Below are 12,262 nucleotides of genomic sequence, written 5' to 3' on the forward strand. Positions count from 1 at the left end.
CAATGACCTGAAACGCTGTCTCTGTTTTCATTGTTTTCTCATTTTTGTATTGTAATATTATGATGTAAAGACAATTCAATAGAAAGTGAGAGCGGGAATGAGAACGAGGAAAAATAAAAAGAAAAAGATATGGATTACTTTAGGGGCAATCATTGGAATACTTGTCATTGGGTTAGGATCTTATTTGTTTTATCTATTTCATAGTGTAGAAGAGACAGCTAACAAGATGTATAATCCTCTCGAAGAAGATTCTAGTTCCGAAAAAAAAGAAAGAGAAGAAGAACTTAATAATAAACAGCCAATCTCCATTCTACTTATGGGAGTAGATGAAAGAGAGGGGGATGTCGGCAGATCAGATACACTTATTGTCATGACTTTGAATCCCAAAAAAGAAAAAATGCAAATGGTAAGTATTCCACGTGATACGAAAACAGAAATCATAGGGGATGGAAGAGTGACAAAAATTAACGCGGCATATGCATGGGGCGGTGTTAAAATGGCGAAGGATACGGTAGAAGCTTTCACTGATGTGAAGATGGATTACTATATCCAAGTTAATATGGAAGCACTAAGTGACTTGGTTGATGCCATTGGTGGAATTACCGTAAATAATGAGTTGGACTGGATTGATGAAGGGTATTATAAAAAAGGCTATCATTATAAAACCGGTAAATTAACACTAGATGGGCCCAAAACACTTGGATATGTACGAATGCGTCACTTGGATCCTCAAGGCGACTTTGGTCGGAATGAAAGACAGCGCAAAGTCATTAGTGCAATAATAGATAAAGCAACAGGAATATCTACTATTACGCATTTCGGTGAGATTCTCGATACGCTTGGAGATAATGTAAAAACCAATATTACTTTTGATCAAATGATGGATATACAGAAGAATTATCGAAGCGTCCGTAAATCTGTCGAGCAGTATGAAGTTAGCGGACAGGGCACTCCTCCTGGACAAACATACTATTTAAATGTTTCAGAGGAAGAGAAGGCTAAAGTACATGATATGTTAGTGGGGAATATGCAGTAATAAGTGAACAAAAAGGACATGAACGCTTCCAGCAATGGGTTCCGTTTTTTGTTAATAAGTGAAACAAGAGTTGGCGTATGAATTGGCATACGTCTTTTCTTTATTTATCAAGGTTTCTGTGGAACTTATTAGCTTAGTCATAGTTAATGGATATTATTTTTTCTGGACGATTCAGAAATTCACCAATTTGATCTTCATCTCAAAAAGTATCTCTTCTATCTCCTAGTTAGTGTCTTCGTTTTTGGAGTTCAAAGAGACCCTTCCGACTCTTAGTTAATTAGGAGAAAAGTCACTCATATGCCCCCTTTCATTTGAAAAATCTTCTATTGGAATTATTAGGATTTTACTATATTCTTAGTATATACAAGTGTTAATAACTGAAATTAGGACTTTATTCCTAAGGGGTGAAGAAAAATTGAGAAGTGATGATAGCATAAATATTTTATTAGTAGATGATCGACCGGAAAATTTACTGGCTTTAGAGGCGATTATTGAACAGAAAGATTACAATTTGATAAAGGCCGTTTCTGGGGAAGAGGCGTTGAAATATTTACTAAAGTATGACTTTGCAGCCATTTTATTAGATGTCCAAATGCCAGGAATGGATGGTTTTGGAACAGCGAAGATTATTAAAGCAAGAGAAAAAACAAAAAGTATCCCAATTCTGTTTATAACGGCAAATAATATGGATTCAGAGCATATTTTTACAGGTTACTCCCTTGGAGCAATCGATTATATTCTAAAACCTTTTGATCCGATTATTCTAAAAGCAAAAGTGGAAAGTCTTGTAGAAATTTATAAGATGAATCAACTGTTAAAACAGCAAGCAGAACGTTTAGAAGAAAAGAAACTAGAATTAGAGAAAGCCAATAAAGAATTAAGGAGAATTTCCTCTGAATTATTAGTTTCTGAAGCTTTGGCTAATGTAATAAGTGATACATCTATTGATTCTATGCTAGTTTTAGATAAAGATGGAATTATTTTGAAAGTGAATCCAACTGTTGAAAAGATGTTTCTTTATCAAGAGCAAGAATTGCTTAACGAAAATATTACAACGTTATTTTCTGGTGAAAAGTCGCAAAAATGTCTAGATGCTATTTTACCAGTAATACGTAGTTTAGATAGCATTTACGAAAATAGCAAAGAAATGAAGCTGACGAGAAAGGACGGAACCACTTTCCCTGCTGACATTCAATTAGGGAAAAGGTATGTACAAGAGAAATGTATAATTGCCTGTACGATTCGTGATATTACGAAGAAAAAGGAAGATGAGCACAGGATTACACATATGGCCTATCATGATGGGCTAACAGATTTACCCAATAGAAGACTGTTTAACGATCAATTACAGAAATTGGTGAATAAAGCGAAAGATAATTTTGAACCGCTGGCATTATTATATCTTGATATGGACCGTTTTAAATATATAAATGACTCCCTTGGCCACTATATTGGGGATAGAGTGCTGTGTGAAATCTCGAAAATATTAAAACAATGTATGCGCAATCATGATTTTGTTGCACGAGTTGGTGGGGATGAATTTAATATCATTCTTCCAAATACGAATAGAGAAACGGCCTTAGAAAAAGCAGAATATATTTTAAAAGCATTTAAGAAGCCAATACATATAGATAATTACGAATTATTTATTACGACTAGTATTGGTATCAGTATTTTTCCCTATGATGGAGGGGAAACTTCTATATTAACAAAAAATGCTGATGCTGCTTTGTATCGAGCGAAGGAAGCAGGAAAAAACCAATATAATGTTTTTCATTCAGGAATGAATCTACAAACTTATCGGAAATTTATCATGCAAAATGACTTGCGTAAGGCAGTGGAAAGAAATGAGCTAAAACTCGTTTATCAGCCAAAGATGGATTTAAAGACAAACCAAATTAATGGTGCTGAGGCATTAATCCGCTGGGAGCATCCAAATTGGGGAATCATTATGCCTAGTGAATTTATCCCACTAGCTGAGGAAATAGGAACCATCATTGAAATTGGAGAATGGGTATTTCGGTCAGCATGTGAACAAATTAAATTATGGGAAAAGAAAGGTATTTTTCCAATAAGAGTGGCAGTCAATTTCTCAGCACGACAGTTTCTGCAGAAGGATTTATTAACAAAAATGAAAGATATTTTAATGGAAACAGACACGAATCCGAACCTTATCGAGATAGAGATCACAGAGTCTGTTCTATTAGGAAACGAAACCAATATCGGCAAGCTATTTCATCATTTTAGAAAAATGGGGATTCATCTAACGATTGATGACTTTGGGACAGGCTATTCTTCCTTAAATTATTTAAGACGCTTCCCGTTTCAGACAATTAAAATTGATAAAACATTTATTCAAGATTTATCTAACAAAAATACAGAAGGCATTGCTTTAATCCAGTCGATTATTTCTTTGGCAAAGGCTTTGCGTATGTCTGTCATCGCAGAAGGAGTGGAAACAGAAGAACAATTAAATCTATTAAAAGAATTTCATTGCCAAGAAGTCCAAGGATACTTATTTAGCCCTCCTATTCCTTCAGAGAAACTTGAATATTTATTAACAGTAAATCGAGAAAAGGTACTTCTCAAAAAAGGGTCTTTATTAGAGAGTGAACTCCTATGGGTACAAAATAAAATACCATATACAAGTCCTTCTCTTCTGAATGAAAGTTTTGATGAAAATCAGGAAATCTTAACTGCTACTTTAAATAAAACAAAAGAGCTCTATTCTCTTTCCAAGAGAGAAATGGATGTGTTTGAGTTGATTGTACAAGGCTTAAGTAATAAGGAGATTTCAGACAAATTATTTATTAGTGAGCATACGGTTAAAAATCATATTACAAGAATTTTTCAAAAGCTGATGGTAACGGACCGCTTACAAGCTATGGCAAAGGTATACAATGCCTGTATGGAAGAAGGGAAATTTCGACAAGCGTAAAATCTGACTATTATCTAGAAATATAGACTTATAGGAGCCTATTTTATGAAAATAAAATCAAAATTAATCTTACTGCTTAGCATATTGCCTGTTTTATTTTTTCTATTGATTGCGATTGCATGGTATCAACTTTCCTCTATCAGTAAAATAAAAACCTCATCACAATCGAATTATGAGCTATCCTTTTTAGCAGAGCATATTCATAGAGAGGTAAAGAATGAGGCAATCAGTATAAGAAATTTACTTATTTTAAGTGATAAAGCTGCAATCGAGAAGGAACTATCACAATTGGACACAGAAAGTAATTCGATTTCACAGGATATTGCTACCCTGAATGCAAAAGTGACCACAGCGGAACAACAAAAACTGATGGAAGAATTAAAAACGATTAATCAAGAGTTTAATATATATAAAGATCAGATAGTGCAAATGGTAGAGTCGGGAAACATAGCGGGTGCTAGCACATTAATGAACAGCAAATCGAATTCGATACATGAGGATTTTTTTCAAGTAATTTCCACTATCACCGATCATTTTGAAACGAATTTACTAACTTCTTTTGAAGAGGTTTCAAGCAACACATTTAAGCGGATTTTAATTGGCAGTATTTTTATTATGGTCTCTCTTCTAATTATTACTGGATTTGTCTTTAAAAATGTATGGTCTATATCTACACGCTTAAATAAAGTCTCAAGTATTATGGCAAATGTTGCTAACGGAAAGGAAGATCTATCTAAAAAAGTGGAGGATACTGCTAAAGATGAGATTGGCGATGTTGCAAAATCATTTAATCGCATGACCCAGTCTTTAGAAGAACAAATGGAGAGAGAACAGAAATTACTATGGAATAAATCCAATATGGCTGAAATCACAACAAGCTTAAGTGGGAAACATGATTTAGAATCATTATCTCGTACATTCCTTTCCAAAATAGTGCCTTTAGTGGAGGCATGTCATGCAGTGTTTTATATAAAATCATCTACTCCACAAGCTAGTAAACAAAAGTATAATCTGCTTTCGTCCTATGCATATAAAGAGAGAAAGCATATGACAACTGAATTTGAAGGCGGAGAAGGTTTGATTGGGCAAGCAGTTCTTGAAAAGACACCTATTCTTCTTACAAACGTTCCTGCTGATTATGTAAGTGTAAAGTCTGGACTTGGTGAAGCAACTCCACTGAATCTATATGTCATTCCAATTCTTTTTGAAGGGGATGTAAAAGCGGTTTTAGAAATGGCATCCTTCCGACCATTTAGCACACAGCAACAGGAATTTGTAGAAGAAGTGGTCAAGGGATTAGGTATTATCATTGATAGTGTGATGGGAAGAATCCAATTGGCGAGGCTATTAGAAGAATCCCAAGCATTAACAGAAGAAGTACAAGCTCAAAGTGAAGAATTGCAATCTCAGCAGGAGGAATTAAGAGCTTCCAATGAAGAATTGGAAGAACAAACACAGGCGCTGAGACAATCTGAGAAAAAGCTGCAAGCACAGCAAGAAGAGCTTGAACAAACAAATGCAGAGTTAAAAGAAAAAGCGCTTATTTTAGAAAATCAGAATAGACAATTTGAAAAATCAAATCGAGAGGTAGAACATGCCCGTGCAGAGTTAGAAAACAAAGCCAGGGAGTTAGCACTTAGTTCAAAGTATAAATCTGAATTTCTAGCAAATATGTCTCACGAACTTCGAACACCGTTAAATAGTCTATTGATATTATCACAGCTTCTATCCGACAATCATGAAGGTAATTTATCAGAAAAACAAATAGAATATGCGAAAACTATCTATTCTTCAGGAAATGATTTATTAACCTTGATTAATGATATTTTAGACTTAGCAAAGGTTGAATCAGGAAAAATGGATGTGAACCCAAGTCATATCCAGATGGATGAATTAGTAGAATTTATTGAAAATAATTTTAGACCAATAGCAATTCAAAAGAACATACGATTTGATATTGTATTAAAGGATAATCAGGCTTCCTATTTATTTAATGATGAACAGCGATTGAAACAGCTTTTAAAGAATTTATTATCTAATGCGTTTAAATTTACCCAGCAAGGTGGAATCGTATTCGAGATTGAAGCGAATCATAATGATGAATTTAGATTTTCTATTAGAGATACAGGAATTGGCATTCCGAAAGAAAAACAAGAATTAATCTTCCAAGCATTTCAGCAGGCTGATGGCACAACAAACAGGAAATTTGGAGGTACTGGATTAGGTCTGTCTATTTGCCGAGAGCTTTCTGAGCTTTTAGGTGGTCGTATTGAGGTGGAAAGTGAGGAAGGGAAGGGAAGCACGTTTACCTTTATTGTCGGCGATTATCAGGAAGAGAAGAAGGATATTTCCACCTTTGTGATGGAGGAGGAAATAGCTGCTACGAAGGAAGAAGCATATAGTGTAGAGGTTCCGTATAAGCAATATAGCGTTGTGCAAGAAACTGATATTAAAAGACTATTAATTGTGGATGATGATAGCATTCAACGAAATTATTTAATGGAATATATAGGCGATAAAAATGTAATAATTAAAGCGGTATCAACTGGCTTTGAAGCGATAGAAGAGTTAAAAGTAAATCAATTTGACTGTATCATCCTTGATTTGGGCTTAACAGATACAAGTGGGTTTACTTTATTAGAAGAAATCAAAAAAGTTCATACAAATAAAGATTTAAAGGTATTTATATATACTGCTCGTTCCCTTACCTCTAAAGAGGAGTTATTTTTAAATAAATATGCTGATACTATCATTATTAAAGATTCACATGCACCACATCGCTTAAAGGAGGAATTGGAGTTATATTTAAGCGTAAACCAAGAATATTATATAGAAGAAAACCAAGATTCCGATAAATTCCAGAAAACGAAAGCGTTAGAGGGAAAGCAGATTCTTCTTGTGGATGATGATGTTCGGAATGTCTATGCATTATCAAGTGTATTAGAAATGCATGGGATGAAAATACTATTTGCAGAGAATGGTAGAGAGGCACTTGAAATGCTAGATAAAAAGGAAGAAATTGATTTAGTGTTAATGGATATTATGATGCCTGAAATAGATGGGTATGAAGCAATAAGACGAATACGACTGGATGATAAATTAAAAGAAATTCCTGTAATTGCGCTAACAGCAAAAGCGATGAAAGAGGATCGTGAAAAATGTTTGAAAGCTGGAGCATCTGATTATATTACGAAACCAATCCAATCTGATCAACTTCTTTCTTTAATCAGTGTGTGGCTCTACCCAGTTGAAGGAAGAGAATAATGGATAATGGGCGGACCATGAGATGATGAAAGAATATCAACAAGTAACTGGAAAAGATAAGGAAAAAATTGAAATTGAATTACTATTACAGGGCTTATACGCCTGGTGTGGATATGACTATCGGAATTATGCATATAATTCGATTCGAAGAAGAATATGGCATCGTGTGCATGCAGAGAAATTAGGAAGTATCACTGGTTTATTAGAAAAAATTCTGCATGATTCGGACTGCCTTAAAAGATTGATTCAAGATTTTTCTATCCATGTGACAGAGATGTTTAGTGATCCAGCTTTTTTCTTAGCATTTCGAGAAAAGATAGTTCCTGTTTTACGGACATATCCCTCGATTCGAATTTGGCATGCAGGCTGTTCAACGGGGGAAGAAGTATATTCTATGGCAATTCTCCTCCAAGAAGAAGGTATTTATGAGAAAACGAAAATATATGCAACGGATATTAGTGCAGATGTTTTAAAGGTTGCAAAAACGGGCGTATTTTCGATCGCAAATATGAGAAAGTTTACGACCAATTATTTAAAAGCGGGAGGTGCCAAAGCATTTTCTGATTATTACGATGTAAAAGGCGATACAGTAAAGTTTGATATAAATTTAACAAAAAATATTGTGTTTGCTCAGCATAATTTAGTAACAGATCGCTCTTTTAATGAGTTTCATGTTATTTTTTGCAGAAATGTATTAATCTATTTTGATAAAGCCCTTCAAAATAAAGTACATCAGCTTTTTTATGATAGTTTAGGGATGTTTGGATTTTTAGGACTTGGTGATCGAGAATCCATTTTATTTACCGATATAGCAGGTTGTTATGAAGAAATAAGCAGACAGGAAAAGCTGTATAGAAAGATAAAATAGCTTTGGTGAAACTCCTTGCTATAAATAGGAGTAAATAAAAAAGAAATTAGGAATATGTTCCTAATTTCTTTTTTTTGAAAAATAGGAAGGAGAGCTAATACAACCCCCTTCGTATATTTAGTAAGATGGAAAGGAATAGGTAAAAAGTAATAGTTGGTCCAATTCTAAACTTCAATTAGACCAAACCAGATCAACTATCCATAATGATTCGATGAACTAGCCATCAGTAAAGGCATGAATGAAAATTTTCACTTTAATGAAATGGAAAGATAAAGATTGGAGGATGGTTTTGGGATGGCGAGATTTAATTTTTTAAAAGATAAAAAAATAGAATTAGAGGAGCACCCTATAAAATTAGGCAACTTAGAATATTTATTAAACAAGGAAACGTTTTATGCCATATTTGAAAAACATCCGGATATTGTATTTACATTGGATATCCATGGAAAAGTATTGCATTATAATCCATCGTTTAAACAAATACTTGGTTATGAAAAAAAGGACTTGGATAAAAACGTTAGTAAAATTTATATAAAAAAGCATCAACATCTTAGAAAAAGTTATATAAATAAGGCATTAAGTGGAGAAAGTCAAAATTTCAAAGCTAAAATAATCCATAGGAATGGTCAAACACTAAACTTTGAAATTACATATATTCCAATTATGGGAGAAAAAGAGCAAGTCCTTGGCATTTATGGAATTGCAAAAGATATAACCTTGTTGACAAAGAATAGACAAGAGTTATTGAAAGTTAAAGAGAATCTTGAATTAGCCCAACAAGTAGCAAAGATCGGAAGTTGGGAATATGACATTGTCAAAGATCAAGTTTATTGGTCAAAGCAGATTTATGAAATATATGGAATTGATCAGAAAATGTTTACTCCTACCTATAAGAAAATAGTGGCCTTCGTTCATCCAGAAGATCGTCTATATTTCGATTCCATCTACGAAACTGCACTTAAGAATAGAGAAAGCTGCACAATGGAATATAGAATTAGAAGAATGGATGGTAATACTATTTATGTGTTTGTTCAAGCAGAATTGATTTTGGATGAAAATTCCCGTCCGATAAAATATGTAGGAGTTATTCAAGATATAACAAAAAGAAAAGTTGCAGAAAATAAGTTAGTAGAAGCTGAAGAGAGATTTAGAAATATTTATGATAATTTAGAGGTTGGCATTTGGTCTTTTGATGTTGTAAAAAATAAATTTCTGCTAACTTCCCCAGGTGTTAAATTTGTTACGGGATATAACACAGAAGAGATGAGGGAAATGGAATGGGAGTCTATTATTCATCCAGATGATTTATCAGACTATAGACAATTAAGGGGAAAATTATCGCATGGTGAATCCCTTACTCATACCTATCGAATTATCTCCAAACAAGGAGAAATAAAATGGGTGCAAGATCAAACGATACCTGTTTTAGATAAGGCAGGAGATGTAAAAAGATTAGATGGAATTGTTTCAGACATCACTTTTTTAAAGAAAAGTAAGGAAAAAATAACGCATTTAGCCTATCACGATTATTTAACTGATTTGTCTAATAAACGAATGTTTGATGAAAAGATGGAAGAAATAATTCAGACTTCCCAACGAAATAATCAAAATTTTTCTGTTCTATATTTGAATCTAGACAGATTTAAACAGATTAATGAGAGACTAGGTCATGTTATTGGCGATAAGCTATTACAACAATTTACAACAAGGTTGGATCGGAAGCTGAAAATGACTAATTATTTATTTGCAAGACTTGGTGGAGATGAATTCGGGATTCTGCTTTGGGATTTTGAGCAACCAGACTTTCCAGTAACGATTGCAAAGAGAATTATCGATTCCATGAAACTGTCTTTTATAATCGATGAATATGAATTGTTTGTAACGACAAGTGTTGGTATCAGTACTTTTCCAATTGATGGACAAACAAAAGAAGAACTAGTAAAAAAAGCAGACGCTGCTTTGCATAGAGCAAAGGAAATGGGCAAAAACAATTATCAAATTTATTCTACTTTGTTAAATATATCTTCCTTCAAGCAATTTCAGCTAGAAAGAGATTTATATAAAGCACTAGATCAAAAAGAATTTTTTCTTCAGTTTCAGCCTAGAGTAGAGGCGTCTTCTGGTAAAATGGTAAGTGCAGAAGCGCTTGTACGATGGGCAAATCCAGAATGGGGATATGTTTCTCCAAGAGAATTTATTCCCATTGCCGAAGAAAATGGGTTGATTCTACCTATTGGTGATTGGGTTTTTCGAGAGGTTTGTAACAGAATCTCCATTTGGAGAAGCATGAACCTACCTATTGTACCTATCTCTATTAATATTTCAGCGCAAAGATTATTGAAAAGTGATTTTATTCCAAATGTTATTCACACCTTAAGAGAAACGAATACAGATCCTTCCTTAATCGAATTTGAGATAACAGAGACTACTTTAATACAATATGAAGAAATTGTCACATTAGCTGTTCAACAATTGAAAAAAATTGGAATTCGTATTGCATTAGACGACTTTGGAACGGGTTATTCTTCGTTAACTTATTTAAAACAATATCCAATTGATACGATCAAGTTAGATCGGTCTTTTGTAAGGAACATAACTGATTCCAAAAAGGATGCAATGATTGTCAAATCGATGATCTTTTTAGCAAAAGGATTGGATATGAAAATTGTCGCAGAGGGCGTAGAAACAAAGGAGCAATTATCTTTATTAAAGCAACAAGAATGTGATGAAATACAAGGATTTTTATTTAGTAAATCAGTTGGAGAAGAAGTATTTCAATCCTTTTTGCAAAACAAGATTTTAAAACCAATAGATCCACAATGGGAGAGGGAAGATATGACAAATAGAAGGAATTTCTATCGGATTAATTTACTGCGTCCCTTACAGGCAACGATGTCTTTAGTATCCATTAAAGGGAAAAAAGTTAAGTTAGGGAAAACTGAAATTCTTATTGAAGATATAGGAATTGGTGGATTAAGAATTCTCTCGCATATAGATTTACCTGTTAGACCAGATATTGACTTACAATTTGAAACATTTATATTAAATGAGCATGTAGAATTGTCTGGACATATTGTCTGGAAACATGAAGTAAATGATATTTACCAATATGGTATCCAATTTGTAATGAAGAATAAAGAAAGAGATTATTTTGCCAAACTATTAAATAAATTTTCAGTGCAATATCGTAAAAATCCTTTATTAACCAATTGTAGTTTTATAAATGAGGAAAAAATAAGCTATCTTAAAAAGCTTCAATAATTAGGAAATTTTTCTTATATTATTATAGAGAAACTATGTGCAATCAATAAGAATTCAAGGAAATCTTTATGATTAATCAAATGGAGAAATTCTAAAGGGAAATCCAGCCTTTGAGGAGATGCTTGGGTGGAAAGTAGAAGAAATGATTATGCTATCTACATCCCCTATTTATCCAGAATTTCATCTAAAACAAGTAAATTACTTTCTAGAGGATTTAAGGAGTGGGCAAAGAATTCCGAGTTTTCAAACACAGTGAATGCGTAAAGATGGTGCTCTTATTGACGTAGTTGCTACGTATAGACCTGTTAATAAAGGAACTATTTTAGCTGTTGGCACTTACAAGGATGTAACGGAATATACACAAGTTTTGAAAAAACAAGAGGAAAGCGAGGAAAAGTTTGAACGTGTGGTAGAAGCTGCCCCTGAAGCCATCGTCATACTTACTGACGAAAAAATAAGCTTTATTAATCAAACTGGTTTAGAACTTCTAAAGGCGAAAAATAAGAATCAATTTACGATTGTCTTGCCGGAATTAAGTAAACTCGAGGATGTTTTCGATAGCTGGTAGAATTCTCAGAATAGTGAATGAAAAAATGTTGATAAGTGGAAATGAATTGGAGATTTCGACAAGTATAGGAATTTCCTTTTATGCCCCCCATACCCCTTGTAAAAAGAGGACTTATTTAAACAGGCGGATAAAGAATTATATAAAGTGAAAGAAAAAGGTGGAAATAGTTTTTCTTATAAACAAGAGTCTACTTTATAGAGCTTTTTTCATTATATTAAAAAATACCACAAAACAAAGAGGCCACTGAAAAAGTCCTCCAAATGTTCATAATCTAAAAGGTATAGTCCTTCATTATTTGAAGGAACTATCCTTTTTTTATTGTATAAT

The 12,262-nt window shown here is 33.4% G+C and carries 7 protein-coding genes; all 7 read left to right on the plus strand.

The genetic code is table 11. The features are described 5' to 3' along the window. Nucleotides 1–97: 97 nt before the first annotated feature. The 7 genes from ACTNDN_RS16985 (at nt 98) to ACTNDN_RS17015 (ending at nt 11,935) form a co-directional block, all read left to right on the plus strand. Entirely contained in the window at nt 98–1,036 is a 939-nt protein-coding gene (locus tag ACTNDN_RS16985; RefSeq protein WP_031538477.1) for an LCP family glycopolymer transferase, read from the plus strand. A 415-nt stretch (nt 1,037–1,451) separates the two neighbouring features. After that, nucleotides 1,452–3,974, plus strand: a complete 2,523-nt coding sequence (locus ACTNDN_RS16990; RefSeq protein WP_051640988.1) for an EAL domain-containing protein — start codon at nt 1,452–1,454, stop codon at nt 3,972–3,974. 45 nt (nt 3,975–4,019) lie between these two features. After that, on the plus strand, nt 4,020–7,238 hold the full coding sequence (locus ACTNDN_RS16995) for a response regulator (protein ID WP_051640989.1): 3,219 nt from the start codon (nt 4,020–4,022) through the stop codon (nt 7,236–7,238). 22 nt (nt 7,239–7,260) lie between these two features. Beyond that, nucleotides 7,261–8,106: a CheR family methyltransferase gene (locus ACTNDN_RS17000; protein ID WP_035416560.1), complete on the plus strand. Its 846-nt coding sequence runs from the start codon at nt 7,261–7,263 to the stop codon at nt 8,104–8,106. A gap of 294 nt (nt 8,107–8,400) precedes the next feature. Next, on the plus strand, nt 8,401–11,367 hold the full coding sequence (locus ACTNDN_RS17005) for an EAL domain-containing protein (RefSeq protein ID WP_051640990.1): 2,967 nt from the start codon (nt 8,401–8,403) through the stop codon (nt 11,365–11,367). 118 nt (nt 11,368–11,485) lie between these two features. Further along, on the plus strand, nt 11,486–11,623 hold the full coding sequence (locus tag ACTNDN_RS17010; protein ID WP_109769103.1) for a hypothetical protein: 138 nt from the start codon (nt 11,486–11,488) through the stop codon (nt 11,621–11,623). Continuing rightward, nucleotides 11,624–11,935 carry a PAS domain-containing protein gene (locus tag ACTNDN_RS17015; RefSeq protein ID WP_031538484.1) on the plus strand — a complete coding sequence of 104 codons (312 nt, stop codon included), beginning with the start codon at nt 11,624–11,626 and terminating at the stop codon, nt 11,933–11,935. Nucleotides 11,936–12,262 lie beyond the last annotated feature (327 nt).

It is taken from the genome of Niallia sp. HCP3S3_B10 (assembly GCF_052064465.1).
Classification (GTDB): domain Bacteria; phylum Bacillota; class Bacilli; order Bacillales; family Cytobacillaceae; genus Niallia; species Niallia hominis.

Excerpts from the sequence above, each read along its gene's own strand:
- ACTNDN_RS16985 (WP_031538477.1), top strand. The coding sequence starts at position 98 with ATGAGAACGAGGAAAAATAAAAAGAAAAAGATATGGATTACTTTAGGG.
- ACTNDN_RS16995 (WP_051640989.1), top strand. The coding sequence starts at position 4,020 with ATGAAAATAAAATCAAAATTAATCTTACTGCTTAGCATATTGCCTGTT.
- ACTNDN_RS17000 (WP_035416560.1), top strand. The coding sequence starts at position 7,261 with ATGATGAAAGAATATCAACAAGTAACTGGAAAAGATAAGGAAAAAATT.
- ACTNDN_RS17005 (WP_051640990.1), top strand. The coding sequence starts at position 8,401 with ATGGCGAGATTTAATTTTTTAAAAGATAAAAAAATAGAATTAGAGGAG.
- ACTNDN_RS17010 (WP_109769103.1), top strand. The coding sequence starts at position 11,486 with ATGCTTGGGTGGAAAGTAGAAGAAATGATTATGCTATCTACATCCCCT.
- ACTNDN_RS17015 (WP_031538484.1), top strand. The coding sequence starts at position 11,624 with ATGCGTAAAGATGGTGCTCTTATTGACGTAGTTGCTACGTATAGACCT.